Raw genomic sequence first — 26,259 nt, 5'->3', positions numbered from 1 at the left:
GTTCATTTATGTGAGGCGTCAGCCAGGGTTTGATCGTTTAGATTGAAGTCAGCTTATTCAAAGCATGACTCGCAATCGAAAATATTCTGGAGCCGAAGGGTTTCAGAAAGGAGACCTTATGCCTGAGAAAATAGTAGCCCTTCCGGAACAGCGGCGCTGGCTGATGTTCGCCATCCTGTTGGTCGGTGCATTCTTGCCGCCGCTGGATTTCTTCATCGTGAACGTAGCGCTGCCTTCGATTCAGCAATCGCTGGGCACGGCCTCCTCTGCCGAACAGTTGATCATCTCTTCTTACGCGGCGCTGTATGCCGTGACACTGATCACCGGCGGAAGGCTTGGCGACATCTTTGGCCGCATGAGAATGTTCTTCGTTGGCCTGATTGGCTTTGCCGTCGCCTCACTGATCTGCGGTGTCGCCGAGTCACCCTGGGTGTTGATCGCCGGACGCTCGCTGCAAGGCGTGACGGCCGCTGTCATGGCGCCGCAGGCACTCGCTTCAGTGCAGGCGATATTCCCTGAGTCGGAAAAACCCTTGGCGTTGAGCCTGTACGGTGCGGTGTTTGGTTTGGCGTCGGTAGTCGGCCAGGCACTTGGCGGGATTCTGATCTCGCTCAACCTGATGAACCTGGGCTGGCGGTCGATATTTCTGGTGAATCTACCGATTGCGTTGCTGGTCATTCTGATCGCCATCCCCGTGGTCAAGGAAACCCGCGCACCCCAGACCAGCAAGCTGGATCTGGGTGGAACGCTGTTGTCGATGGTGACGCTTGCGGCGCTGATCGTTCCACTGATCGAGGGACGTGAAGCGGGCTGGCCGTGGTGGGCCTGGCTGTCGCTGGCGGCGGTGCCACTGCTGGCCTGGCTGTTCTGGCGCTACGAAGCCCGCTTGTATCAAGCGCAAGGCGCGCCGTTGCTGAACCCTGCTGCACTGCGTGCGCCCGGGCTGGGCCGGGCATTGCTGGTGGCGCTGACTTTTTACGCGATCGGCGTGTTCTTCCTGCTGTTTTCCATCTATTTACAGGGAGCGCTGCATACGAGCCCGCTCAGTGCAGGTCTGGTCTTTCTGCCATTCGGCGCTGGTTTCTTGCTGGGGCCGCTCGCCACCCATCTATTCCGGCGTTTGCTGGGGTCTTATGTGAATCCCTTCGGAATGGCACTCGAAGTGCTGGGGTTCGTGCTATTGGCCTGGCTCGTGGCGCACACGCCAACCGCCGTCACGCCCTCTGCGCTGTCCCTTGCCGTGATTCTCTTTCTGATCGGTTTCGGACAAGGACTGGCCCTTCCGACATTGATGCGCATGATCACTGGACGCGTGGCACCGGCGTATTCCGGCATGATTGCGGGCATCACCAGTTCCACACTGCAAATCAGCACGGCACTGAGCGTAGCGATCATCGGTGGCATTTTTTACACGCTTCTGGGGAAGGACACGGACGCGGCGGCCATCACCCACGCCTTCACCGTCGCCATACTGTGCATCGCTGCGTGTCTGGTGGTAGGCGCAGGACTGAGTCTGAGTCTGGCGCGCCAATCTGCTGCAGAGCTGCAAACGGCGGCCATGCAGCCGGCAGAGTGAATCAACCGCCTGCCTGAGTGCCAATCATGACGGAGGCCAGGTCGGCAAGCGCGCGCAGACTGTCCATCTGGCGCATGTCCTGGTGGTAGCCCATCCAAATGTCGCGGCCTGGTGGCGGTTCATCTGAATCGATCAGACGCAGCGCCGTCAACTGGTCGCCCAAAGCGCGGGGCAATACCGCGACGCCCTGCCCCTGCGCACACATTTGCGCCTGGACTGTGCGGCTGCTACTGGTAAACACGGTACGCGCCAGAGGGTAACGCTGCTGCAGCCACTGCACATCGGGATAATGAGACTGGGCAACACTCATGGTGATCAGACCCAGCCCGGCGCCCTGTGGCTCAGGGTCAGCAGATCCAACGGCTGCGTATAACCCGTAAGTCAGGGAGATCAGCTTGCGGTGCACGATATCGGGTTCGGTGAACGGAACGATTCGAAACGCGATGTCGGCGTCGCGGCGAGCCAGATCAAACAATCGATGCCCGGCAATGACCTCGGGCACGATCAATGGATAACGCCGGCCCAGTTCACTCAGCACCGGGGCCAGCACATAACAGGCGAACCAGTCAGCGCAGGAAATGCGCAGCACACCTTCGGGCTGTGCGCTGTCCCCCGCGAGGCGCCTTTCGATGGCCAACGCACTTTGCTCCATTTCCTGCGCGAGGCTGAGGAGCTTCTCGCCGCTGTCGGTCAACACGAGACCTTGGTTGGTACGCAGGAAAACGGGTTGGCCACTGAACTGTTCCAGCACCTGCAAGCGCCGCCCCACGGTCGGATGGCTGACCCCCAACAGCTTGGCGGCAGCCCCTAATGACCCGCTGCGGGCAATCGCGAGAAAGACCCGCACATCACTCCAGTCCATGCTCCGCCCCCGTACAAAAATGAACAGTGAGAGTGCAGCAATGGCAGTGCCGTAGCAATCCCGTGCCCGACATACTTGTCTGCATTCACCGTCGTCGAATACCAACCGGAGACTGCAAATGAAGATTGGTTTTATCGGAGTGGGATGCATGGGCAGAGCCATCATTCCACTGCTCGTCCGCGCTGGCCATCACGTCTCGGCATGGAACCGCAGTCAGGCGGCGATCAAGGATCTCGAAGGCATCAGCGTTATCGAAACGCCGGCCTCGGCGTTCCAGCAAGAGGTAGTCATCACTCTTCTGGCCGATGATGCCGCCGTCAGGCAAGTGCTGCTCTCCAGCGCTGTTCTGGAAACTGCAGACAAAGCTTGCGTGCATGTCGTGATGTCGACCTTGTCGCCTTCGCTGATGTTGGAGTTGCAGCGCGAACATGAAGCCGTCGGCATGCCATTGATCGCGGCGCCGGTCTTCGGCGTGCCCGCCGTGGCGGCCAAGGGCGAGTTGAATATCCTGGCGGCCGGATCGCAGGCCGCTGTCTCGACCGTCCAACCGCTGTTCGACCTGCTCGGGAAAAAAACCTGGTATCTGGGCGACCAACCTGAACAGGCCTGTATCGCGAAAATCGCCGGCAACATGATGATCACCCAAGCCATCCAGTCGCTGGGCGAAGCCAGCGGACTCGTTCAACGCCACGGACTGAGCCCTTCGATTTTCATCAAGCTCATGACCCAGACCCTGTTCGCCTGCCCCAGTTATCAACGTTATGGGCAGAACATCGTCAGCAGCAATTTTGAACCGGGATTCAAACTGTCGCTTGGCCTCAAGGATATGAATCTGGCGATCGATGCGGGTCGTCTCAAGGGGCTGGAGTTGCCAGCGGCGGATGCCGTGCGATTGAAAATGACGTCGGCGGTAGCCAGGGGAGATGGCGACAAGGACTGGTCGGTTTTTGCTCAGCAGACGAATCATTGAGAAGCTCTTTCGAACACCTGTCACGAGGTCATTCATGGAAAACTCCGACATCGCGCGTCAACTCTCAACATTCAGGAAAACCATCGACAATATCGACGCCGCCCTCATCCACCTGCTCGCGGAACGGTTTCGCTGTACCGATGAGGTCGGATTGCTCAAGGCCCGATATCAGTTGCCTGCGGTAGACGAGGCCAGAGAGCAGCAGCAATACCAGCGTCTGGCAGCACTTGCTCAGGAGGCCGAGCTGGATACGGCCATCGTGCAGAGGCTGATGCAGTTGGTCATTGGCGAAGTGGTCGAGCGCCACAGGCAGATCGCCGCCAGGCATGCCCCGGCACCCGCCAATAACCCTGACCCTCGGGCCTGACCCCGGCGCCACTTATCGAAGCAATCAGACAAACGAGCAGAACCGCATGAAATGGCCAACGATCGAGCAAATTCGCAGCTTCACCGATTTACCCTATGGCTACAGTTGGGATTACCTGAAACGTGAGGAGATCAATGTCGCGACAGATTTTTTCCGGACATGGTTTCCCTCCATTTCGGTGGGGTTGGCAAGCCCGTTTCTGGACCAGCAGTTCTACGCAGACAACGTGGTGCTCGAAGACGATCCGGATCGAGGCATATTCGCTACCGTCGTCCGCCAGAACGATGAGATTGTCGCTATCGCCACGTGGGAAAAAATTGACGGTGCTGACGTTATTTTCGGGCGGGTCGGCGCGGTAGCCAAACCGCACAGACAAGCCAGACTGGCCGTTGCGGCCCAGGACCTGGGAGAAAAAATCGGCACGTTCATGGGCGCGGGGCTGATCTATGGCATGGCAACAACCCGCACGCCGTATATGCAACAAGCACTGGAGCAAGCCGGTTACAAAGCGGTAGGGATAATGCCTGGCTTGGACCGGGAAGAAACAGCACCTGGAATCGTGCGCAGGGTTTACGAAGTCATCTACGTAAAACGGCTCGCACCACACGCCGACTTTCTCATTCCTGCCGGTCATAACCTTACCCCTACAGTCGCGCGACTTTACGCAGATATATTTCAAGGTGATGACGACACGAACTGACGAGCCAGCCTAGCAGCGAACCAACCATCGAAATGCTTCTGATCAGTAACGCTACCGGCTCGCGCCTTTTGCATCGATCGAGGTAGCCACATTAGGTAATGAGTTCAAAAAGACTCAGCAGCGGCTAAAAGCACCTGTAGGGTTGATTAATAGATGAGAAGTGAACTGAGTGGACGCGGCTCTGGCCCCTGAGTTAGCTTTCGTAACCGTTCTAACTTGGGGCTCCGCAATCATGACTGACCGTCAGATCATTGTTCCAGATGGCATGAGATTGATCTACGAGCGCGCGGGTTATGCACCAGCAGTAAAGGTAGGAAAAACTCTCTACTGCGCGGGTCAGGTAGGCAGGACGCCGGAATTATCCGTCATTGAAGAACCTGAGCAGCAGTTTTTAGCTGCATGGGACAATCTCCGGATCGTCTTGGAGGCAGGTGGCTGTAAATTTGAAGATGTCGTAGAAATGACAACTTACCACGTCAACATGCACCGTCACATGCCAATTTTCAGACGCGTAAAGGATAAAGTCTTTCCGAGAAGCACTTGTGCATGGACCTGCATTGGTGTCAGTGAATTAGCTCGACCTGGCCTTCTCGTGGAGATCAAGTGCGTCGCAGTAGAGCGATAACCTTCTGACAAGCACCTGCATATCCAGATCTTAAAATGGGTGACTACGCATGCGGTGGTAGATTCAAAATTACACTCGCCTGCTGCATTGGTAGGCGCGTGATAACACTTTACGCCGACGGCTAATACTGACTGGAAGCAGGCGCCAATCAATTCCGATGCGAGCAGAAAAATGCCTATCAGCGGATATCCTTAGCACTCGCTCAACGCAAATCCAAAGTCATCGCTTGACACTTGTGCCGCTTCGTTAAGTCGTTGGCGCAGCGCAGCCGTTAGCTGCCTCTCCACCTCCCACGGATCCGACAGCGCGGCGAGTTTTGGCGCCAATTGCGGCGACAGGCTCATTAGCGAATGATTAAGCGATCGCGCCGTTTCAAAAGCGGCTTTCTGCACAAAGCTGATTTCCACCAGCTCCCCCTGCGCCTTGCGAAACTCCATCTCAGCCATCCGCGCCAAGTAGTGCTCGCGATGTGCACGCGCTTTCTGAAAGTCCGGGGACTGCCCTTGCGCGAGATCAACGGGCGGGGGCGCAGCCATGTTAGTCGACTCGGATTTTGCAGCGACGTGGCTGTACACATCACGTTGAAGCCGCTCCTGTTGGTGGCGAGCAGCGACGGAAGCCTTGCTCGGGTCAGCGGTATCGCGGATCAATGCTTCGGTGGCCAGAACGTCGACCTGCTTGCCATTGGGAGACAGGACCAGTCGACCGTTTTCCTTCAGCCAGGTGATGTAACTCGGCGACCGTCCGATGTGCGCAGCAAAGGCGCTCTTCGACAGGTACGTAGCTGTGCTCATAAGCCCTCCTTTTCAGCGGCTTTTCAATGAATCCTTTCAAGATTTCAGTGGATTGAAATTTCAGTAAGCTGGCGGGTCTCCCACTAACACGATCCCGCGGGTTTCCGACCCCGTGTCCTTTGAAAGTCCCCAGGGTCCCCGGCGGTTTTGTGCCCAGTCCGGTCGGTCGAGCCGGCATCCGAGTGCCATGCCCTGCCCCCATTCCCTTGGAAAGACGGACATCCCTGCGAAGGTTTCAGCTAGAGAGATTCCGCGAGTTCGATAACCCGTGTAGGGGGCGGCCCTCAGGGAGGACCCGGAAAAATCGGCGCCTCACCCGGCCTGCCCGGCTCATGCCTTCGGCTCGGCCTCGCTCAGGTCCAGCCGCTTAGCAACCCAGCGTTCGTACAAGCCGATTGCGACATCGGCGCCGGCCATCGCGGTCAGGCAACCGAGCGCGCCCGCTGTCCAGATCGACAGGCCCGCACCGAACAGCAACATCATCGCTGACACGCCGCAAACGATGCAGGCGCCGGACCGAAGTGCGAGGCGCCGCAGTAACGCCCAGCCTCGCGCCCCATCCTTGTCAGCACGCCACATCTCGCCGGACACGCCTCCAACCAATGACAGGGCAATCACCATCCAGATTGGCATCTCTGCCAGTGCCTGTTGCTCGTTCGTCATTGCCCTGCCCCTTAAACAAAAAGACCCGGCGCAATGGCCGGGTCAAGTGGTGGGTGGCCTGCCGCGCTTTGCGGTCGCACCCATCGAAGATGGCCCCTTTTTACAGGTCGATTCTGGTGGCAGCAAGACCGTTTTAATGCCATCCGGTGAATGTGTGGGTGACGCTCGGTGAACGGCTGGCGAATGTCGGTGAATATCTATCCCGGCTGTCTTTTGCTTTTCTGGCGTCCCATGCGTCCCACCTCTCTAAAACAAGGTGGGACGTCTGAAAGACCCGTAGATTGGGGCTTTGCCCCACCGTCCTACTTTTATCTCTCTTTTCTCGTGTATAGAGAATATTTAAAAAAACGCGTGCGCGTGAACACGCGCATTGATGCCCGCTACGCATACACGGGCGGGAGGCATGAAAAAGGTGGGACGGTGGGACAGCCCAACAACGACGGGGCCTGCGCCCGTCCCACCACCGCAAAAAGCAGTGGGACGGAGGCAGGCCAGTGGGACGGCGTGAGCCAGAGTAATGCCCACGATCAAGCCGCCTCCCCCAAGAGGAAGTGCTCAACCACGATGTGAGCGTCATGCAAGCGCTGGTAGTAGAGGTTGCGTGTGCAGCCACTCTCAGCCAGACGCGCAGTCAAAGGCGCATCAGGCTGGAAGTAATGCACCTGGACCACCGACATCAACTCAGGATCGAGGCGTTTCTTCACGATGCGCTCAATGTCCAGCGAAGCTTCCAGCGGCACCCTGCTTCCGCGCCTGCCGCGCACCAGTTGACCACCGCTCTCCATCATCATCGCGACCATGTTGCCGCCTGAGTAACCGGCGGCGACCTCATCGCTGTGCAGCTCCTGCGCCCATTGTTTGAGAGCCATATCGATCGCTTTAATCATCGAAGCACGGCTCCTCGAGCTCAGGTTGTTCCAGCGCAGGTGCCCTGCCCCAACCCTCCGGTTTCTTGTACGCCCAGGGCCGCTGGCCGCTCTTGCTAAAGGCGCCCAAACGGAACCGTCTCCAGCCCAGTCGATGCAGAATCGCACCAACGCGCATCTGCTCGGGTTTGCCCCAATGACCGGGATCGAGCTTGAGCGCTTGACTCATCACCTCACTGCCGGTGGTGGTCTCGCCAATCTGCGACTCTTCGAGCCAGGTCAGGATGGGCGTTTCCCATTCGTCCACCACAAAGCGTTCGTCCTGTTCCTCGCTGAACATCGGCGCTTCCTCTCGTGTTACCCACCAGAGGTCGCCGGCCTCAAAGCAGAACATCGCTTCGGCCCACAGCTGGTCGCGGATCTCGCGCAGCAACGCCACGTCGACCTTGGTACAGGCCACCGGCCAATAGCGGCGGTTGCCGGTGGCGTCCTTGAGGTACTCGTCCTGGTTGGTGGTACCGACGAAGACACACTGGCGTGGCACGTCCAGCGTTCTACGGCCATAGCTTTCGCGGTAGGTGTCGGTCGACGCCGAGAAGAACTGCTTGGCCTTGGTGCTCTCGGCCTTGTTGAAGCTGTCCAGCTCGCCGAGCTCGACAATCCACTTACCGCGAATCGCCTGGAAGCCGTCCTTGTCGCCAAGGGCAAACGGCGTGTCCATGAACCACTCACCGCCAAGCACGCTCATCGCGGTCGACTTACCGGCGCCTTGTACGCCTTCGAGGATCATCACCGAGTCAGCCTTGCAGCCGGGCTTCATCACTCGCGCCACAGCCGAAATCATCCAGCGTTTTCCGACCTTGGACGTGTAGTCGGTTGCCTTCACGCCCATGACGTCCGTCAGCCACCGCTCGAGGCGCGGCACGCGATCCCATTCGAGTTTTTTCAGGTACTCGCGCACCGGATGAAACGCATGGTCGTGGGCCACGACGCTGACAGCCTCGATCACGTGCGAGGACTTCACGCGCAGGTTGTACTGCTGCGCGAGCCACTTCATCACGCGCACGTCGTCGATGTCGGCCCACTCGCCGGTACCACCGCCATAAGGTGCAGCACGCAGTTTGACGATCTTCGAGCTGAAGGCGCAGTAGCTGATCACCCCGGCCCAGCGTTCGTCGTTAGCCAGGATCAATTCGACGTTCTGCATGTGCGCGATCAAGGCGCCGCTCTCGCTGCGAGCGAGTTGATCCTTCCAACCACCGGCCGCCGGTGGACGGACTACTGCTAGCACTTGTCGGCGAACCGCGTCGAGGCCTTCGGCGACGTGCAGGTCGTTGAAGTCGGTCCACTTGTCGTGACGCTCAATCGAGAAGATCGGCGAGACCACCTGTGCTCCGACGATCAGGGCGGCGTTGCTCGCTTTCTCCTCACCCGGGTTCCACACATCACCGTTGGGCTTTGTGGTCTTCCAGTCGTCATCGCGGCAGATGATCAGCGGGCAACCGGCGAAGCGCTCGCGCATGACCTTGCACACGGCCAACAGGTTGCCCGCATCGAATGCCACCGCCACAGCGAGCGACGTCGCCATGTGCAGGCTGGCGCCGGTGGCGTAACCCTCACAGACCAGCACTGGTTCGCCCGGTACCGGATGCGGACCGAGCAGGTGAAAGGTGCCCTCCTTCGCCATGCCGTAAGGCCAGTAGGATTTGTCGCGGCCGGTGTCTTCCTGCTTGTTCGGGAAGATCACCTGCAGGCCCATGATCTGATCACGAGCATTGTTCATCGGGACCAGTACCGCACCGGTGCGCGGCGCGTAACGCACCTTGATACCAACGATCTGCTTGCGGTCCAGGTATTCGCTGCGGCCGGTGGTCGGCATGCGCTCGAACAAACCCAGCGCCCTTTTCGCGGCCCGCCGCGCAGCGTTACTCGCGATTTCGGCGGCGCGGCGTTTGGCTTCTTCCTGGCGGGCGCGCATCACTTCACGCTCTTCGGGGGACATGCGACCGGCCTTGACCTTGATCTTCTGTGTCTCGCCCGAACGCCAGTCACCGAAGGCCCCAAAGATCAGGGTGTCGCCCTTCTCCGTGCGCTGCTCGTGCACCACGTACCAGCCGTTCTTTTCTTTGCCCTTGTCCTGCGAAGTCTTGCAGCGGGTCAACTTGCCGAACACCAGCGGTTGCGCTGGCTCCAGACCGTAATCGGCGAATTGGCCCAATACCTCATCGAGCATGCTGAATCCCCCGCTCAGAGAGGGATTGGCAGCTGATGCACTGCGAGCAACCCGGTGAGGCCAGGCGACGGGCTTCCGGAATCGGATCGTCACAGACTTCACAGAACAGCAAGGAATGAGCAGCGCTTTCGGCTTTGGCAGCGCTGCGCGCCGCCATGGCCTGATCGATGCGTTCCTGCACCAGATCGTTGGCGAAATCGGCGATGTCAGCCACGGTCGGCACCTCGCGTCGTCTGGTTGACGTAGGTGGCGCGGTTGAACAAACCCAGCAGCCCTTGAATGCCCCGGAACACCTGCAGGCGAATCGCTGCCAGTTCCTGATCAGTCACCACACCGTCGCCGATGCTCTTGGCCCAGGTCTCGGCCAGATCAGCGACCTGGCGGAAGTATTCGGCGATACCCGTGGTCAGGGTCTCGGGCATGTCGTTGGTGTAGGTATCGGCCAGCTCCTGCCAGATCGTGTCACCAACCAGCGCATGCACCGCATCGAGAATGCGGCGGTCCTTGGTCAGTTCGAGGATCTCGCCGAATTCCTGAATGTTGATGGAGTGGCTCGGATGGGTTGGCGACAACTTGTGCTGCAGAGTGGTCGGGTTACGACCGGTCGTGGCAGCGATGGCAGCAGCGCCGCCCGGGTAATCGCGAGCGGCGTGGTACAGCGCTAAATCGAGCGGCAGGATTTCCCGCTGCGCCCGTTCCAGAGAACTCAGAGCGATACGGCTCATGGCATTAATCCTAAAAGTTGCCAGTGCCGCGCGACAGAAGTTGGTGATACATTTGCCGCGTGGTCTGGAGAGGCCCAAAGCCGGCTAGGTTCGTAAGACCAACACCGGCACCGTGCCGGGGCGAACAATCCGTTGTTCACCCCTGGCGCAACAGCTGCCAGCTCTGTGGTAAGAACGGCAGCAACACCAAGGCTTCCGAGCCTTGGAAACGCGATGAAAGTCGGCGGCATGTGGTGTGCTCGCCTTCTGACATCGCGACCCGATAGCAGTGTGGTGATGCTATCGGGAGAAACTGGGCGACCCTTGGGTCGCCTTTTTTCTATGCGACTTGGGACTCTTCCATTTCCGGAGGAAATACGTCATCAAGACTGCACGGCGCTCCTAACTTATTGAGCGCTCTGACTATGGCTCTGCACTCCGTAAGCCCTGCGATTCGACGTCCTGCTTCGTAATTGCTTATACGTGCCTGAGTCCATCCAAGAGCTACAACGAGTTCCTTTTGCTTGATTCCAGCTTTCTCTCGATGTTCAGCGATCAGATTCATGATGCCCTCCAATTAGCCGGAGCCATCTTAATCACGATTCGCAGATATTTCAACACGCAAAGTGATGATAATTAATTTCAGAGCGTGGTAAAAAAAGCACATGAACACACTCGGCGAACGTATTAAGCAATACCGCAAAGCCAAGGGCATGAGCCAACAAGCCCTTGCTTTCGCTTGCGGTTGGGAATCCCAGTCTCGGATAGGCAATTACGAGAAAGGGGCTCGTCAGCCCAATCTCCACGACTTGCAAAAGATAGCGACAGCCCTGGGAGTATCTTTTCCAGACTTGGTAGCAGGAAAAAATCGTTCCGACGTTGAGTCGTACTCAGACGCCATTCAAGGTCGGATTCGGTCTGAAGACCGTCTTGTGAGGGACTACGGAAGATCGAAAGACAAAGACCAACCTGTTAGCAGCCTTGTAGGCTGGGCTAAGGATGGAAAGGTGCCTGTGCTATCAAACGCGCAGCTTGGGAATCAGGGCTTCTTTGACACGGTAGAACCGCCACCAGGGCAAGGTGAAGGCTACCTAAACATACATAGCGATGACCCAGATGCCTATGGCATAAGAGTCATGGGCGATAGCCTGATGCCCCGCATAAAAAATGGCGAGTTCGTTCTTATAGAGCCGAACAAACGCTTCAGTAGCGGTGACGAGGTCATAGTTCGAACGTCCTCCGGCAAAGCGATGATCAAAGAGTTTATTTATCTCCGAGACGGAATGTACCGGTTGGATAGCGTCAATACCGATTACGAAACTCTTCACATTGCAGAACAAGAGGTGGAGGAAATCCATCTCGTAGGCGGAATATTGAAGTCATCACGCTTTCTACACAGTGCCGCGCCACCTTAATCACATTATGTGTTGACACAAACTAGCACATTGCGTGATATTTGCCTCACTCTTTACCACAGAGCGAGGCAATACCAATGCGTACCACCGCAACCTTGCATGTCCATCCGGCATGCGTCACCAATCGCAAACTGATCGAACAGCTGCAGCTCGCCACGGGCTGTCTGGTCGTCATTCATAACAGCAAACCCAAGCTTGTTGCCAAGTCCTCCCAGCCCTCTCCTATCGATCCAAACGGTGGAGGGCACGCGGCATGACCAAGTACAAAATCGACAACCGCACCCTGCAGTTGCTAAACGCCCAAGTCAACCTGACCGAGACCTTCAACCACGTCCTGCGCACAGCACCGAAGCGTGAATGCCTGGCATTCCGTCTCAAGGTTGAGCGCGGCGCAGTGGAAAGCACTTTTGTCGTGGAGCTGGGCAGCGAACGCCACACGCTGACCCTGCAGAACGACAAGAAGATGCACCTCAAACTGGCCGACTTTATTGAAGAGATTGCCAACGGTCCGTTAGACGCGAGCAACTCCAGCGACCTGGTGCATCTCCCGCATGCCGATCGTCAATACGGCCGTTTTGACGTCCAGGACAAGCAGCGCGTGTTCGAACTGGTACACACCGGCGGCGTGCTGAGCCTCGACATGGGTTTTGAACTTCCCCTGCATGTGGCGCTGCATCGCACTCATACACGCCGCGGCGTCACCGCCATCTTGAGCATCGGCAACAAGAGTCCGCATACGCGCTGCTTCACCCTGTACGACCCCGATGCCGAGATCTACGCAAGGCTCATTGAGTCCATCAACCACCTTGCTGCAGCGGCCACTCCTGCTGCGCACGCGACATGAGGAGGACGACATGGAACGCACCCTCGCCCAAGCAGCCACACAACTCGGCCTCACTCGCCCCAAACTGATCGCTCTCATGCGGGAAAAAGGTTTGCTCAAGGGAAACCTGCCGGCGGACCCGAAGCGCGACAGAGAGTACCTGCGGGTCAAGGACAGTCCCTGGTATGACGAGAAACACGGAATGCAGTACAGCCAGTCGACTCGGGTGAAGCAGGCCGGTGTCCGTTGGCTGGCCGAGCAGTTGGACATCGATCTTCCTGCCATCCCGGCAGATCGCCGTGACGTGGCCTAGGGAGTACGCCCGCCAGATCGTTGCCATGCGCACACGCGAGGAGCGTAACGCCGCGCTCCTCGATGTGCCCGAACATCTGCGCGAGCTGACCAGACGCCACTGCCTGAACGCCTGGAACCACCCGGCACGACAACAACGCAAGGAGGCTCGCCAAGGCCATGAGTAACGCTGCACAGAATCCGCTTCGCCTGCATCCGGCGCCCGAATCGGCCACCGTCGAACTGCTGTATCGCATCTTCGGTGATGTCCTGATCCCGCTGGAAAAAGTCCGCGAGCAGTACTTTCGCAATCTCAACGAGCAGTCGTTCGTGACGGAGATCAACAGCGGCCGGATCCAGCTTCCCATCACCACGCTGGACACCAGCCGCAAGGCGCTGAAGTACGCGCACATCCGCCACGTCGCCTCGCTGATCGACATCCGCGCCTACAAGGCTGATGAAGACATGCAGCGGCAGCAGGACGGCCAATGCCGTGTTGCCCCCACATCACTGACGGCCGTCACCACCGGCCAACGACAATCCCAGGAGCACACCACATGATGACCCCAATACAAATCGGTGCACTCGTCATCCTGATAGTTCTGGCCGCCCTGTTGCTTTGGGGCGGTTACATCATGGGCCGCAGTGATGGTCTGGAGACAGGTCTGCGCGAGGGTGAAGACATCCAGCGCGCCGCTAGCGCCAACACCATCCGCGAGCTTCAAGCCTCCCTGCAGTTCATCCGGGCCGATCACACGCGTCTGGCACACACCTGCAAACGACTTGAAGCAGGTCCGCTGTTCGGCCCGGCCGAGCACCAGACGCTAATCGCTATCGGCGAGCTGCTGCGGATCGCCGCTGAAACCTTCAGCGCCTTTCGTACTGGCAAGAAACTGGAGCGTGATGCTTGGTCCCTGCGCGAACAGGTGCTTGCAATGACTGCGCAACCGCAGCCAGAAATCGAAGACAGCCTGGCCGGAAAACCACTCGCCAGCGCCGAGAAAGTAACTGTGGAGGCTGCGTGAATGAGCTGGCTCTTTTCGCAGGCGCTGGTGGCGGAATACTCGGCGGCCACCTCCTCGGCTGGCGCACCGTCTGCGCCGTTGAGCGTGATGCCTACGCCGCACAGATTCTGGCGCAACGACAAACCGATGGACTGCTCCCGCCTTTCCCGATTTGGTCTGACGTGTGCAGTTTTGACGGACGCCCTTGGCGAGACCTTGTTGACGTGGTTTCGGGAGGATTTCCTTGCCAAGACATCTCGGTTGCAGGCAACGGCCTGGGTATCGCCGGCTCCCGCTCCGGACTGTGGAGGCAGATGGCACGAATTATCGATGAGGTACGACCGCGCTACGTCGAACTGGAGAACTCACCACTGCTTGTGGGAAGAGGACTTGCCGTGGTGCTCGGTGACCTTGCCGAAATGGGGTATGACGCGCGATGGGGTGTTATCGGAGCGGCTGACCTCGGCGCACCTCACCAGCGGGACCGGATCTGGCTCATCGCAGAAGACACCCGTCAGACGGTGGCCAACACCGGTGGCGAGCATGGCAAAGGGATCCTCCCCTGCCGCACTAACTCGCCGATCCGGGGCCGACCGCTCGAACGATCGTCTGGATCACGCCGTGATGGCACTGGATGGTGGTCATCTGAACCCGGAATGGGCCGAGTGGCTGATGGGGTGGCCCATCGGGTGGACCGGCTTAAAGCCATTGGCAACGGACAAGTTCCACTCGTGGCAGCAAGAGCATTCGAACAATTCTCAGGAATTGAAAATGTGTGAGGCCGCATGAAAACTTTATTTCTGCTCATGGCCCAATACAACGGGCTGACAATCATTCCACTCAATCAAGTGTGCAAAGACTATTTCACACATCTAACTACTGATATGTTTCAACGCAAAGTAATGGCCGGTCAAATTCGAATCCCCATCACTAGGCTTGAATCCAGCCAGAAAAGTGCGAAAGGTGTACATATCACAGACCTAGCAGCTTACTTAGATTCGCAGCGAGAGGCTGCGGTAAAGGAATGCAACCAGCTCAACGGAATTCGCCGAGCCAGCTAATTCACTGCTTACCCCAAGCGCCCAGCTTCACGGGCGCTTGAATGATCCTCTCCAACCATGGCCATTCGGCATAGTGATCCCCCTTCCCGCGAAGATGGGTATACCTACGCAACGAGTTCCAGTCACGGTGCCCGGAAACGCTGGCCACCCGCGGGATATCCCAATCCATCTCAAACAACCGACTAACTCCGTCGTGTCTCAGATCGTGGAAGTGAAGATCTTCAATCTCCAGAAACTTGCACGCCTTCGCCCAAGCCGTAGAGATCGACGAAGAGTTGTAGGGGAAAATTTCCGCACGCTCTTTTGGCATGCTTTGCAGAATTCTCCAGGCTTCGTCGGGTAGGTGGCACCAAACATCATTGCCAATTTTCTGCCCAGGGTTTTTCATATCTCTCACCAGCACCCGCTGATTCGACTCATCGACGTCGTCCCACACAATTCGACTTATCTCATCCTGCCGACGGGTGGAAAAAATCGCGAAGCCAATCACCTTCAGCATGTTGATCGAACTCGGTCGACGCTGCTGCATACTGACGAAGTGCTCCAAAAGTTTATCTAGCTCGTCTTTGGCTGGACGGCGATCGCGCTCCCGGCTCTTCATGTTGTAGCCGAGCTTCCTTAACACCTTCCGAGCGTCCGGCATCGCGTGAGGGTCTACCTCATACCCCCAAGCGGGACGTGCAATCGAAAGGACAGCCCCAAGGTGCGCCAGATCGTTACCAGCCGTTTGCGGCTGGACGCCGCCGCCCTCTTTACTCATTCGCCAGAGTGCAAAATCCACCAAGCGCTGACTGTTGATAGCCGAATCAACGGTTTGGCCAAACTCCGTCGCCGCGATAGCATTTAGAGTGGCTTCCTTGGTTTTACCCAACGGCCGGACTTTCTCCATTTCATCCAGATACTGCTTGATCATGTCCTGTACGGTGACGCCCTTGCGGTTCGCCCGCTCGATCGCACCAGGCTGATCTAGCTCTGCCTCACGTCGCCGCACCCACGCTTGTGCCGCCTGTTTCCGGGCGAAGGTCTGGCTCTCTTGGTAGACTTGCGCTCCATCGCGAAACAGGCGTATCTGTGCCGTGTAACTGACTGAGCCATCGGTGCGTTTTCGTGCTCTGATCGTTGCCATAGTCGACTGGTACAATTCCGAAAGTGATTGGTACATTGTACCAGCGACATCGGAAAAACGCCTGAAAACGCCTAAAAACACGCTATAAATACGTAGAGCCAAATGGTACCAAATACCCACTCCAGCCCAGTAAACTCAAGCCCTGCGCTGTCTCGGCGGTTCTCCGTTGCGCCCATGATGGATTGGACGGACCGCCACTGCCGGTACTTCCTGCGCATCCTGTCCAAGCACGCCCTGCTCTACACCGAAATGGTCACCACCGGCGCGCTGCTCAACGGCGATCACGAACGTTTCCTGCGTCACAACGAAGCCGAGCACCCGCTGGCGTTGCAGCTCGGTGGTAGTGTTCCGCTCGATCTCGCCGCCTGCGCGCGCATGGCTCAGGAGCACGGTTACGACGAGGTGAACCTGAACGTCGGCTGCCCGAGTGATCGTGTGCAAAACAACATGATCGGCGCGTGCCTGATGGGGCATCCGCAGTTGGTGGCGGATTGTGTGAAGGCGATGCGTGATGCGGTGTCAATTCCGGTGACGGTGAAGCACCGCATCGGCATCAATGGGCGCGACAGTTATGCCGAGCTGTGTGATTTCGTCGGTACGGTGCGGGATGCTGGCTGCACGAGTTTTACCGTGCATGCGCGGATTGCGATTCTGGAGGGGTTGTCGCCGAAGGAGAATCGTGACATTCCGCCGCTGCGCTATGACGTGGCGGCGCAGTTGAAGGCGGATTTTCCGGAGCTGGAGATTGTGCTGAATGGCGGGATCAAGACCATGGAGGCCTGCCATGAGCATCTGCAGACGTTCGACGGCGTGATGCTCGGGCGTGAGGCTTATCACAATCCGTATTTACTGGCGGAGGTGGATCAGCAACTGTTCGGCAGTACCGCGCCGGTGATCAGTCGGGCTGAGGCGCTGGCGCAATTGCGGCCGTATATCGCCGAACATCTGCTGGCCGGTGGGGCGATGCATCACATCACTCGGCATGTGCTGGGCCTGGGCACCGGTTTCCCCGGGGCGCGGAAATTCCGTCAGTTGTTGTCGGTGGATATTCACAAGGCCAAGGATCCGCTGGCGTTGCTGGATCAGGCGGCTGAGTTGCTTGAAGGTCGTTGATTGATGGATTGAGCGTGCGGGCGACGCATGAGCGTTGCCCGGTGTTTTGATGTACTGACAGGATGTCTTTCGTTTATGCCCGCGTTTACTTGTTCAGGTTTCAAGCGTTTCACCCTCCTCGCTTTGTTCAGCTTCACCTCCAACGTTTATGCGCACTGCGATGGCTTTTGCATGGGCCATACCGATACGCCGTGGGAGGTGACGCAGTTTTCCGGCTTCACTTTGGTGTCTTTGATCCTCGCACCTATTTCGTCTAGCCAGGAAACGACCGACAGTCACAAGCGTGTTTACTCTGCCGAGGAGCAAGAAGACGCGCGACTCTATCTGGCCAGCGACGGCATGCTGCAGGCCGCATATTTCACCTCGGCCTTGCAGCGCTTTCGTCAGGAGTCGTCGGATTCGACGTTAAACGATCTTGCCGTGGCGGCGTTGATCAGCGCGCAGTGATCAGGCGGCCGCTGCGGCGGTCCAGTTGACCCAACCAAACAGCCAGGTTGCCAGAATCAACAAACCAAAACCGATCCGGTACCAGGCGAACGCGGCATAGCTGTGGTTAGCGATAAATTTCAGCAGGCCACGCACGGCGATCATGGCGAAGATGAACGCGGTGACGAAGCCGAGGGCGAAGACTGGCAGGTCGTTGGGTTGGAACAGGTCGCGGTATTTGTAGCCGGAATAAACGGCGGCACCAACCATGGTCGGCATGGCGAGGAAGAACGAGAACTCGGTGGCGGCTTTGCGCGAAAGGCCGAAGAGCAGCCCGCCGATGATGGTCGAGCCGGAACGCGAGGTGCCGGGAATCATCGCCAGGCATTGTACGAAACCGACCTTCAACGCGTGGGACCAGCGCATGTCGTCGACATGTTCGACGCTGACTACATGGCTGCGCTGTTCGGCCCACAACATGACGATGCCGCCAACAACCAAGGCCACCGCAACGGTGATCGGGTTGAACAGGTATTCATGAATCGCGTCGGCGAATAACACGCCGAGGATAACGGCAGGGAAAAACGCGATCAGCAGATTAAGGGTGAAACGTTGCGCGTTGCGCTCGGTGGGCAGGCCTTTGACGATTTCGAAGATCTTCGGACGAAATTCCCAGACCACAGCAAGAATGGCCCCCAGTTGAATAATGATGTTGAACGCCATCGCGCGTTCGCCGCCAAACTCGAGCAGGTCGGCGACAATAATCTGGTGGCCGGTACTTGAAATGGGCAAGAACTCGGTCAAGCCTTCTACCGCGCCTAATATCAACACCTGGAAAAGGGTCCAGAAATCCATTAATCCTCCGTCAGAGCACTCAGGGTGAGCGACCAGTCAATAACACTCAGGGGTTGAGTATCTGAAGTAATGCATACAGCGATTCGCCGATCCGGAAGAATAGGGTTTATGCAGAGTTAGACTCAAGAGCTGTTAGTAATCGTCGGCCGACGAACTAAACGGAAAAAATTTACATCTATTACAACAAATATTTCAGTTCAGATATGAAGTGTGATCAACCTCACATTGTTGACATGGCCAATCAGTGGCAAAAGGACATAGACAAAGCCATCGCCACAAGCTCAAAATAGTGGCACCATTGCATATAGCCATCATCTACGCGCTAGTTCACAACCCCGAGAAAATCAACTAAAAGCTTGAAAAGCTTAGTTATTGTTAGAAATCTCGGGAGACACGTCTAAAATCCGCGCAAATGTTACCAATTGTCAGTCACAGATAAGAACCGGTGCTTTAACATCCCGATGTCAGCACCTAATTCGAGTCAACGCATGATGCTCTCAGGGAACTTGGCGACGAGAAGTCCGCGCCCGACAAATGATGAATCCGGTGTTCTTGCGCTGGGTCGTACACTGGGTGTGGCTGATCATTTGAGATCGCTGATCGCAAAGCACGTGCAGCCCGATATGACTCTGGAAACAGGTGCTTTCACTAGTTCATATAAGCAGCACGGTTACATCGGTTCCTACCGCGCCATTTTCGTCATCATCGATAATCCACAAGCTATCGAAGAAAATCTGGCCCTGGTGCAGAACCTGCGCGATGACAACTTGAAGCCACTTATTTGCGCAATTGTCACCGGCCGCGGTGCCGTCAACAAGATCAAATATTTCCTCGCCGGGGCGGATGCCTGTATCAAGCTCAACACATTGAGCGATGACAGCGAAGACTTGCTCGCGGAGTTCTTCAACAGCGAAGACTGGCAACGAGATATCAATCTCACGCTTGATCCGACGCGAATCTGCCTGATGGACAGTCGGCGCAAACTCGATATCTCTTTCGCCGAGATGAAGATCCTCGAGGCCTTTGCGCACACCGGCAATCACATTCTGAGTCATGATGAAATCGCCAGCATCATGGGCCTCAACAGCAATTTCTACGATCCTCGGGCACTGGAAAAATCAATCAGTCGCTTGCGTGGAAAAATCAAGGACATGTATGGTACAAACGCGATTCAGAGCATCCGCGGCTACGGCTATCGCCTGATGCGGGGCCTGATATCGACTGCCTGAGTCTCGGGCAGTCTTCCCTTTTGCATACGTACGAAGGATCGTCTGATGCAGCCATATCGTTCCAATTGCGCCTCATACTTATTAAAACTCAAGCACTTGAATGAGCACGGCATCACGCCACATAACAATAAAACTCCATAACATAGCAGCAGATCGAGTGGAATTTATCGATGGCCATTTTCGGCCAGAACCCTGCCTACGATTACTTCCGAGGAAGTCATTGCTCGCCTGCCGATTTATCTTTTAGCCAATTTTGGTGTGTATTTAGGAGAGAGACATGGAAACGAGTACAACCCTCCCCAGAAAATATTTTGTTGTTGTGACGCACAGCACAACGTCGCAACGTGAACTGGAAAGCATCTTGTCCAGTGAGCGTTTCAATTCGTTTGGCACGTCGCAGGCACAAATGTTTGTTGAAGGTGTTGCTTCGCCCTCTTCCGCCCCGATGGTCATGGAGTTCAGTTACCCAAGCCTCAGCCGAAAGAATGTTGCGCGCAGTATCGAACATGATACTCAACGCATACTGGCCACTCTTGAAAATGAATGGCGAGCCGCGCAAACAGACAATCCGTTTCAAAGCTTCCCGACCCGCAGTGCAGAACGCGCTCATATCTCCAATGTCAGCGAGAGCACTGAGCCTTGCAGCGATACCTGGCATCTTGACGATGAACAAGGCGTGCTGCTCAAGGACAATGTTGCGATCAGCCTCACTGGCCTGGAAACCGCGCTGGTGAGGAAAATGCTGAGCCATGAAGAGCGTGTGGTCAGTCGTGATGACCTGATCATCAGTATTGGCCGGGAACCGGAACAATACCGTGGCCTGGAAATGTGCCTGAGCCGGTTGCAGGACAAGTTCAAGAGTGCGAGTAATGGCGAGCGATTGTTCCGTGCCGTAAGAAATCGCGGATATTGCCTGATCCAGGAAGTCGTAGCGTAATCACCGGCGCCACTAAAACCGAGACAAACAGATATAAAGTGCGACTACAACAACAAGAAGAGCACTCTGTCTGGTTTTCCCTCCCTGATTCAATAAAAGCTTCCCTGCCTCCACCCCGCAACAGTAACAAATACCCCCTCGCCTTTTCATCCCCCGCTCTACGACCTTTTCTAACAGCCATCTATTTAATTATTAAAAAGTTGGCACTGTGCCATCTTGTTAGAACTCGTCAGACACCATTCCCGGCAATAACTTAGTCTATTGGCTGACGACAGTTCGGCTCTCGATGTTGTTACCTCAAGACACTCGCTAAAACAAAAACAATAAGTCTGCATAACAACTCGGCTTTCAACTGTTGAAACCTGAATGGACGTCTTTTGGGGATATCGTATGGATCTTTCTCTCAGTATTAATCGAAGCACGGGCCTCAAGGGACTGACCTTTTGGGGCCAATGGGCGCTGGCACAGGCTTTCGTTGTGACGCTGCTGTTCATCCTCGCTGAACAGCACACCGGCACCGTCGCGTTCTACTACCGAATGTGCGCCACCCTCGCCGTCCTGGCCTCGGTGCCCGCTTACACATTCACGGGTGTTTACCGCAAACGCGACAACTACCTGACCGGCCTCGGCCGCCTGTTCATGGGTTGGTCGATAACCATGGCCGCGCTGGCGTGCATCGCCTTTGTCTGCCAGGCCGATGAGCTGTTTTCCCGTCAGGTGATTCTGAGCTGGGCGGTGTACGGCTTCCTCGGTCAGGCGTTCCTCTACGCGCCGCTGCATGCGTTTTCCAAGTTCTACCAGCGTTCGCGTAAAAGCGAACACCGGACGCTGATTGTCGGCACTGGCGAACTGGCGCTGGGCCTGGCGAAGAAACTCAGCCAACTGGAAAACCTGCCGCTGATCGGGCTGGTCAGCAACGGAGACAAGCCCGCTCTCGGCTCCGATGCACCGCGTGTCGTTGGTGCTCAGGACGAGTTGCTTGAGCTGATCGAAGCCCACGACATCCGTCGTTTGTACATCACCCTGCCCCTGTGCGAAGCCGCGAAGATCGAAGCGATGTATGTCGATTTGCTCGGGGCCAACGTCGATGTGGTGTGGGTGCCGGACTTGAACAGCCTGACCCTGCTCAACCACTCGGTGAAAGTCGTGGACGGCCTGCCGGCGATTTACCTGAACGAAAGCCCGCTGACCAGCCGCCCGACCGCTGCTCTGAGCAAGAGTCTGGTTGAGAAAACCGTCGCGTTCCTGGCGATCATTGCGCTCAGTCCGCTGCTGTTGATCATCGCTCTGGCAGTGAAAATCAACTCGCCCGGCCCGGTGTTTTTCAAGCAGGACCGCCATGGCTGGAACGGCAAGGTGATCAAGGTGTGGAAATTTCGCTCGATGCGTGTTCACGATGACCGTGAAGTGAAACAGGCCAGCCGTAATGACTCGCGCATCACCGCAGTAGGTCGTTTTATCCGCCGTACTTCGCTGGATGAGTTGCCGCAGTTGTTCAACGTGTTGCAGGGGCACATGGCGCTGGTGGGGCCACGGCCGCATGCGGTGGCGCACAACAATTACTACTCGGGCAAGATCCTCGCTTACATGGCGCGTCACCGAATCAAACCGGGCATCACTGGCCTGGCACAGATCAGCGGCTGCCGGGGTGAGACCGACACCATCGACAAGATGCAAAAGCGTGTCGAGATCGACCTGCAGTACATCAACAGCTGGTCGTTGTGGCTGGATCTGAAGATCCTCGTGAAGACGCCGTTTACGTTGTTGTCGAAGGATATTTACTGAGGTTCAGCGCTGCAGATCACAAGGGGACGAAAGTCCCCTTTTTTGTGGGCGGGATTTTGGTAACCAGTATCGACTACCGGCACAAACCTTGTAGGAGTGAGCCTGCTCGCGATGGCGGTGGGTCAGTCAATGACGATGTCGGCTGACACGAAGCTATCGCGAGCAGGCTCGCTCCCACAGGGATTCGGGTGATGACCTGGATGTGTGGCGTGACGCCGATCAACTGTGGGAGCGAGCCTGCTCGCGAAAGCGGTGTGTCAGGCACTGGAGATATTGGATGTGCCGGACCATTCGCGAGCAGGCTCGCTCCCACAGACCAGCGCCTACTCGGTAATCTTCTCGAAGTTGCGATAGAACATGTCCCCTTCCCGGCTATCCGTCATCGAGTGCAGTTGATAGCTGCGGCTCAGTCTGGCGCCGCCATCTCGGGTCAGTGGCGCCCAGACCAGGTTGGCGCGGCGCATGGTCGACATGCTCATCATCTCGTCGAACGGGATCGACAGGTACAGGCCCTTGTCGAAACTACCTTCGCCATATTCCGCGCTGCTGGCCGTGGTGATGGTTGCCCAGGCACCGACGCGCACGCCATTGAAGAACTCACGCGAGATATCCACGGTCGTGCCCCAATCCCCGGCCAGATAACGACCGACACTGACCGCCGCCAGCGTATCGAATGGCAGGTCGGTATAGCCGGTGATATGCCCGGTCACCACCGAGTAATCGCGCAAGGCAAAGCCCTGATCGAAATCACGCTGGCGCACCCAGTTCAGATCCGCACCCAGCGACCAGCGCTCGCCGGTCGGGCGGAACAACACTTCCGCGCCGACGCCGGCAAACATCGATTCCAGATAGCCGCCGTACACCATGCCGTACAGGTCTTTATCCAACTGCTCGGCATGGCTGAGCTGAAACAACGGCATGGTCGTGTTTGAGGTGGTCAGGTACTGGCGCAAATCCGTGCGCACGCGGGGCAATCCGCTCGGCGCGTCGTAGACGAATTTGTCGAAGTTGTTGACCAGGTTGGCGCTGAGCAAACCGCTCCACCAGGTGTTGCGGTTGAAGCGATATTCCGCGTCCGCATCAGCACTGAATTGATAGAGCAAACCATCCGGGCCGCCGACGTTCTGCTTGAAGCCCAGACCCACGCCATAGCTGAAATGCTGCGGCGCTTCGGTGTAGAGGGTTGTCTCGTTGTGCGGCATCGCCGGGTTGATTTCGGTGGTGCGGTGCAGCGCCTCCAACGGTTCTTCGTTGTTGATCACTTCGCGGAAGGTCTGGCGCGGCAGGCTGGTTTCTTCCAGCGGCAAGTCGTAGCGCTTGTTGACCACGGTGAACCAGTCGATGTCGTCGTTGACGCTGTTGTCGAGAATCCGGCTCGCGCGGCCAACGGCTTTGGACGAATGGAAATAACGCTGCTGCTCGCCATAGACGATCAGTTCGGAATCGCGCTGGCTGATGCGCTCGACCTTGTACCCGGCGTTCTGCTGCAAACGCCGCGACACATCGGCCCAGTTGACCTGTTCCATCGAGGTCGTCGGCGCCTTCGCCGGCAGCGGTTCGGGGGTCGGATCGTAGGTCTTGGCCGGCGCCTTGCGGCTGACGAAATTGGTGTGAAAGGTCACGCCGAACATCGCCGTATTGCCCCGTTCCCAGGCAGCGCTCAGATCAATCGAATCGGTCACCTTGAACACCGCGCCAAGGTTGATCGGCGAGTCCTGTTTGATCTCGTTGTCCTTCGGCTCGTTCTTGTAGTCGTTGCCTTCGAATTCCAGCTTCAGACTCAGCCGATCCCACGGCGTCTGGTAGCTCACGCCACCGAACAGTGAAGGCTTGCCGCGAAAGTACGAGCCGGAGTTGACGTCGCCGGTGCCTTCCAGCGCCGGGCGCGTATCGAAGCGGCTGCTGACGTAGCCCAGCGGGTTGTCGAAGTCGCCGCGATTACCGATGTAGCCCCAGGCAATGCCCGCGCTGAAGTCGAAATTGTCGAAGCGCTTGTTGGCGACGAAGAATTCGCTGGAGAACAAACCGGTACCACCGATATCTCGAAAGCCCAGCGCCACTTCCGGCGCCCAGTGGCTTTCCTGCCACAGGCGCACTTTGGCGTCGACCGCCTTGTCCTTGTAGCTTTGGCTGCCGCTGAGGGCCTCCGAGCCGTAGGGCCGGTTGGTGATCGCGGTGTAGCGAAACGAACCTTCTAGCCAGTCCAGCGGTTGCAACGACACGCTGTAGCGGCTGTACGGGTCGGTGCGGTTGGCATTGACGCTCAACTCCCCCGCCGGAGCCATGCGCGCCGTCGGCGTCTGCAACAGACCGGTGCCTCCGAAGTCATTCTGGGTGATGCGCGGCTCGGCGTGGGCCAGACCGCAGGGCAATAACAACACAGCTGCAAAACGTAACTTCAACGAACCACCTCGGCCAGCTGCGTGGCAATGAATTCGGCCAACTGCTGATTCAATTCAGGAAGAGGCGGATCAAGATCATCATTTTTTATCGGCACCAGAATCCTGCTGCCGGCCACCGGAAACTGCCCGGACTCGCGATTCCAGTGCGCGATGCCGACGCGCCGCGACACGCCGTTGGGCTGGATCAACCACAGGTAATCGGCCTCGGCATCGTCGAGAATCGAGCAGCCTTCGAGATACTCGCGGGCCTCCTGCAATGGCTGGTACGGCAGGTGGCACGGCTCGGTGACCGCGCCCAACACCTGCACTTCATCAACCCGTTTCGGATAGATCAGCCGATCGCCGTCATCCAGGCGAATGTTGCGCGCGAAGCCGACTTCCACCGCCACCGGATCGAGGTCAGCGATCTGCCGTCCGGTCACTGGCATTTGCCGGACTTCTTCAGCAACGCGCTGTGCCAGTGCCGCGCGGCTTGGCCGATCAAACAGGGTCGCCATGCGCTGCAGCACCTCGAGATCGAACAGCACACCAACCTTGAGCCGTGTCTGTTCCTCGACCAGCGACTGGCGCAACAAGCCGCCCGCCAGCCAATAGCCTTCGGCATTGGGCACGGCTTCGCTGATCACATCGAACAGGCGTCCACCCGGCGGCAATGCGATCGGACCGGGATTGGCGACGTCGCCGGACACAGTAACGGCGGCCTGACTCGCCCCAGCGATCAGCAAAAGGCCCGCTGCCAAAATGCTTGAGCGCTTCACGGCAGATGCCTGCGATCAGGCGTCAGCTGAACCAGCTTCACGCGCAGTTGCGAGGTCAGTTGTTGCTCGCTTTGCAGAATGAAACCGTCTCGCGGGTCGACCCAGTAACGGTTGGTCGCACTGAGGCCGATGGCTGGCGCGTCAATCTGTTCATCGACGCGCAGCACCGAGTAAGCCTTGTCGAGAATCTCCAGGGTCTCGGTGGAACGGCGCGAAAAGCGGCTGTTGACGATCACGCCTACTTCCTGGCCCTTGTACAGATCGATCCAGCGCCGTGTGGTGAAACCGTCGGCGACGTGATGCAGACCGTGCTTGAACGGCGAGTCATCGGCCAGCCGCGTGCCATCCAGGTCGCCTTGCAGACCGAGGCCGATACTGCGCACGGCGAGGCCATCGCGCAGCAGCAACACCTGCTTGCCGGAGGCGACCCAGAATTGCAGGTCTTCGCGCTCGCGCACCAGCGCCAGCACGCCTGAGCCGGACGGCGTAGTCAGTTTCAGTTGCGGATAGTTGACCCCGGCGACTTCGGCCGCCGAAACGTCAACCTCGTCGGGGCCGACGACGGCGGCCTTGAGGTTGTTCAGCGACGCGCTCATCAGAGGATTGCAGCCGCACAGCAACGAGGCCGCCATCAGGCAGACGCCCACTTTCAATAGGTTCACAGTCGGGCGGCC

General features: G+C 57.6%; 32 protein-coding genes. 19 read left to right on the top strand and 13 right to left on the bottom strand.

Features of this window, described 5'->3' with window-relative positions:
* The first annotated feature begins 163 nt into the window (after positions 1-163).
* Complete coding sequence (locus ACV8MC_RS16000) at positions 164-1,576, top strand: MFS transporter (RefSeq protein ID WP_241669482.1); 1,413 nt, start codon at positions 164-166, stop codon at positions 1,574-1,576.
* Between the two features lies 1 nt (position 1,577).
* Here the strand turns inward: ACV8MC_RS16000 and ACV8MC_RS15995 are convergent, their stop codons facing one another.
* On the bottom strand, positions 1,578-2,438 hold the full coding sequence (locus tag ACV8MC_RS15995; RefSeq protein WP_122704478.1) for a LysR family transcriptional regulator: 861 nt from the start codon (positions 2,436-2,438) through the stop codon (positions 1,578-1,580).
* Positions 2,439-2,556: 118 nt separating this feature from the next.
* Here ACV8MC_RS15995 and ACV8MC_RS15990 point away from each other — a divergent pair, with 118 nt between their 5' ends.
* The 4 genes from ACV8MC_RS15990 (at position 2,557) to ACV8MC_RS15975 (ending at position 5,100) form a co-directional block, all read left to right on the top strand.
* The gene (locus ACV8MC_RS15990; protein ID WP_042609811.1) at positions 2,557-3,408 is read left to right on the top strand and encodes an NAD(P)-dependent oxidoreductase; all 852 of its coding nucleotides are present in this window, start codon (positions 2,557-2,559) and stop codon (positions 3,406-3,408) included.
* A 34-nt stretch (positions 3,409-3,442) separates the two neighbouring features.
* Positions 3,443-3,775, top strand: a complete 333-nt coding sequence (locus tag ACV8MC_RS15985) for a chorismate mutase (RefSeq protein ID WP_042609810.1) — start codon at positions 3,443-3,445, stop codon at positions 3,773-3,775.
* A 46-nt stretch (positions 3,776-3,821) separates the two neighbouring features.
* Complete coding sequence (locus tag ACV8MC_RS15980) at positions 3,822-4,475, top strand: hypothetical protein (protein ID WP_110599395.1); 654 nt, start codon at positions 3,822-3,824, stop codon at positions 4,473-4,475.
* 232 nt (positions 4,476-4,707) lie between these two features.
* Positions 4,708-5,100: a RidA family protein gene (locus ACV8MC_RS15975; RefSeq protein WP_122704611.1), complete on the top strand. Its 393-nt coding sequence runs from the start codon at positions 4,708-4,710 to the stop codon at positions 5,098-5,100.
* A gap of 191 nt (positions 5,101-5,291) precedes the next feature.
* On the opposite strand, the gene ACV8MC_RS15970 is transcribed toward ACV8MC_RS15975, so the two are convergent.
* From ACV8MC_RS15970 to ACV8MC_RS15940, 7 genes are all read right to left on the bottom strand, one after another.
* Positions 5,292-5,894, bottom strand: coding sequence for a terminase small subunit (locus tag ACV8MC_RS15970; protein WP_150368116.1), 603 nt, complete (start codon positions 5,892-5,894; stop codon positions 5,292-5,294).
* 330 nt (positions 5,895-6,224) lie between these two features.
* Positions 6,225-6,557, bottom strand: coding sequence for a phage holin family protein (locus ACV8MC_RS15965; RefSeq protein WP_093099977.1), 333 nt, complete (start codon positions 6,555-6,557; stop codon positions 6,225-6,227).
* 527 nt (positions 6,558-7,084) lie between these two features.
* The gene (locus tag ACV8MC_RS15960; protein WP_103366964.1) at positions 7,085-7,444 is read right to left on the bottom strand and encodes a PA0613 family protein; all 360 of its coding nucleotides are present in this window, start codon (positions 7,442-7,444) and stop codon (positions 7,085-7,087) included.
* A complete protein-coding gene (locus ACV8MC_RS15955) occupies positions 7,437-9,656 on the bottom strand; it encodes a VapE domain-containing protein (RefSeq protein WP_457262575.1) in 2,220 nt (739 codons plus the stop codon). The genes ACV8MC_RS15960 and ACV8MC_RS15955 overlap by 8 nt, the downstream gene beginning before the upstream one ends.
* The gene (locus tag ACV8MC_RS15950) at positions 9,646-9,870 is read right to left on the bottom strand and encodes a TraR/DksA family transcriptional regulator (RefSeq protein ID WP_457262573.1); all 225 of its coding nucleotides are present in this window, start codon (positions 9,868-9,870) and stop codon (positions 9,646-9,648) included. The genes ACV8MC_RS15955 and ACV8MC_RS15950 overlap by 11 nt, the downstream gene beginning before the upstream one ends.
* Positions 9,863-10,381, bottom strand: coding sequence for a phage regulatory CII family protein (locus tag ACV8MC_RS15945; RefSeq protein ID WP_009049401.1), 519 nt, complete (start codon positions 10,379-10,381; stop codon positions 9,863-9,865). The genes ACV8MC_RS15950 and ACV8MC_RS15945 overlap by 8 nt, the downstream gene beginning before the upstream one ends.
* Before the next feature lie 319 nt (positions 10,382-10,700).
* Complete coding sequence (locus ACV8MC_RS15940; RefSeq protein WP_159245523.1) at positions 10,701-10,925, bottom strand: helix-turn-helix transcriptional regulator; 225 nt, start codon at positions 10,923-10,925, stop codon at positions 10,701-10,703.
* A 100-nt stretch (positions 10,926-11,025) separates the two neighbouring features.
* Here ACV8MC_RS15940 and ACV8MC_RS15935 point away from each other — a divergent pair, with 100 nt between their 5' ends.
* The 9 genes from ACV8MC_RS15935 to ACV8MC_RS15895 all read left to right on the top strand — a co-directional run bounded on the left by ACV8MC_RS15935 (position 11,026) and on the right by ACV8MC_RS15895 (position 14,954).
* Positions 11,026-11,775, top strand: a complete 750-nt coding sequence (locus tag ACV8MC_RS15935; protein ID WP_223027012.1) for an XRE family transcriptional regulator — start codon at positions 11,026-11,028, stop codon at positions 11,773-11,775.
* A 77-nt stretch (positions 11,776-11,852) separates the two neighbouring features.
* Complete coding sequence (locus ACV8MC_RS15930) at positions 11,853-12,032, top strand: hypothetical protein (RefSeq protein WP_457262571.1); 180 nt, start codon at positions 11,853-11,855, stop codon at positions 12,030-12,032.
* A complete protein-coding gene (locus tag ACV8MC_RS15925; protein ID WP_457262569.1) occupies positions 12,029-12,619 on the top strand; it encodes a hypothetical protein in 591 nt (196 codons plus the stop codon). Before ACV8MC_RS15930 ends, ACV8MC_RS15925 begins: the two co-directional genes overlap by 4 nt.
* A gap of 10 nt (positions 12,620-12,629) precedes the next feature.
* Positions 12,630-12,911 carry a phage antirepressor KilAC domain-containing protein gene (locus ACV8MC_RS15920; protein ID WP_332769005.1) on the top strand — a complete coding sequence of 94 codons (282 nt, stop codon included), beginning with the start codon at positions 12,630-12,632 and terminating at the stop codon, positions 12,909-12,911.
* A 25-nt stretch (positions 12,912-12,936) separates the two neighbouring features.
* Positions 12,937-13,077, top strand: coding sequence for a hypothetical protein (locus ACV8MC_RS15915; RefSeq protein ID WP_457262567.1), 141 nt, complete (start codon positions 12,937-12,939; stop codon positions 13,075-13,077).
* Entirely contained in the window at positions 13,070-13,450 is a 381-nt protein-coding gene (locus tag ACV8MC_RS15910) for a pyocin activator PrtN family protein (RefSeq protein ID WP_457262565.1), read from the top strand. Before ACV8MC_RS15915 ends, ACV8MC_RS15910 begins: the two co-directional genes overlap by 8 nt.
* Positions 13,447-13,914, top strand: coding sequence for a hypothetical protein (locus tag ACV8MC_RS15905; RefSeq protein ID WP_332769001.1), 468 nt, complete (start codon positions 13,447-13,449; stop codon positions 13,912-13,914). Before ACV8MC_RS15910 ends, ACV8MC_RS15905 begins: the two co-directional genes overlap by 4 nt.
* Entirely contained in the window at positions 13,911-14,672 is a 762-nt protein-coding gene (locus tag ACV8MC_RS15900; protein ID WP_457262563.1) for a DNA cytosine methyltransferase, read from the top strand. The genes ACV8MC_RS15905 and ACV8MC_RS15900 overlap by 4 nt, the downstream gene beginning before the upstream one ends.
* Before the next feature lie 6 nt (positions 14,673-14,678).
* Positions 14,679-14,954, top strand: coding sequence for a pyocin activator PrtN family protein (locus ACV8MC_RS15895; RefSeq protein ID WP_134827544.1), 276 nt, complete (start codon positions 14,679-14,681; stop codon positions 14,952-14,954).
* Position 14,955: 1 nt separating this feature from the next.
* Here ACV8MC_RS15895 and ACV8MC_RS15890 read toward each other — a convergent pair whose 3' ends face one another.
* Positions 14,956-16,080 (bottom strand): site-specific integrase, encoded by a 1,125-nt coding sequence (locus ACV8MC_RS15890; RefSeq protein ID WP_201193149.1) that lies wholly within the window; start codon positions 16,078-16,080, stop codon positions 14,956-14,958.
* A 102-nt stretch (positions 16,081-16,182) separates the two neighbouring features.
* On the opposite strand from ACV8MC_RS15890, the gene dusA reads away from it, so the two are divergent.
* Positions 16,183-17,193 (top strand): tRNA dihydrouridine(20/20a) synthase DusA, encoded by a 1,011-nt coding sequence (gene dusA, locus ACV8MC_RS15885; RefSeq protein ID WP_457262560.1) that lies wholly within the window; start codon positions 16,183-16,185, stop codon positions 17,191-17,193.
* A gap of 75 nt (positions 17,194-17,268) precedes the next feature.
* Positions 17,269-17,640, top strand: a complete 372-nt coding sequence (locus ACV8MC_RS15880; protein ID WP_457262558.1) for a DUF2388 domain-containing protein — start codon at positions 17,269-17,271, stop codon at positions 17,638-17,640.
* Here the strand turns inward: ACV8MC_RS15880 and ACV8MC_RS15875 are convergent, their stop codons facing one another.
* A complete protein-coding gene (locus ACV8MC_RS15875; protein ID WP_016775449.1) occupies positions 17,641-18,474 on the bottom strand; it encodes an undecaprenyl-diphosphate phosphatase in 834 nt (277 codons plus the stop codon).
* Positions 18,475-18,962: 488 nt separating this feature from the next.
* Between ACV8MC_RS15875 and ACV8MC_RS15870 the strand changes: the two genes are divergently transcribed.
* From ACV8MC_RS15870 to ACV8MC_RS15860, 3 genes are all read left to right on the top strand, one after another.
* Positions 18,963-19,703, top strand: coding sequence for a winged helix-turn-helix domain-containing protein (locus tag ACV8MC_RS15870; protein ID WP_095182403.1), 741 nt, complete (start codon positions 18,963-18,965; stop codon positions 19,701-19,703).
* 277 nt (positions 19,704-19,980) lie between these two features.
* Positions 19,981-20,640 (top strand): winged helix-turn-helix domain-containing protein, encoded by a 660-nt coding sequence (locus tag ACV8MC_RS15865; RefSeq protein ID WP_041477289.1) that lies wholly within the window; start codon positions 19,981-19,983, stop codon positions 20,638-20,640.
* A gap of 390 nt (positions 20,641-21,030) precedes the next feature.
* Complete coding sequence (locus ACV8MC_RS15860) at positions 21,031-22,425, top strand: undecaprenyl-phosphate glucose phosphotransferase (RefSeq protein WP_252867993.1); 1,395 nt, start codon at positions 21,031-21,033, stop codon at positions 22,423-22,425.
* Positions 22,426-22,748: 323 nt separating this feature from the next.
* Here the strand turns inward: ACV8MC_RS15860 and ACV8MC_RS15855 are convergent, their stop codons facing one another.
* From ACV8MC_RS15855 to ACV8MC_RS15845, 3 genes are read right to left on the bottom strand one after another with little or no spacing between them, the layout of a single operon-like run.
* Positions 22,749-24,827 (bottom strand): YjbH domain-containing protein, encoded by a 2,079-nt coding sequence (locus ACV8MC_RS15855; RefSeq protein ID WP_457262555.1) that lies wholly within the window; start codon positions 24,825-24,827, stop codon positions 22,749-22,751.
* Entirely contained in the window at positions 24,824-25,585 is a 762-nt protein-coding gene (locus ACV8MC_RS15850) for a capsule biosynthesis GfcC family protein (protein ID WP_095182396.1), read from the bottom strand. Before ACV8MC_RS15850 ends, ACV8MC_RS15855 begins: the two co-directional genes overlap by 4 nt.
* Entirely contained in the window at positions 25,582-26,247 is a 666-nt protein-coding gene (locus tag ACV8MC_RS15845) for a YjbF family lipoprotein (RefSeq protein ID WP_252882399.1), read from the bottom strand. Before ACV8MC_RS15845 ends, ACV8MC_RS15850 begins: the two co-directional genes overlap by 4 nt.
* Between the last annotated feature and the right edge of the window lie 12 nt (positions 26,248-26,259).

The sequence above is a fragment of the Pseudomonas sp. PK-RTE-24 genome, from assembly GCF_054052265.1.
This window is presented reverse-complemented; position numbering and strand designations above follow the sequence as displayed.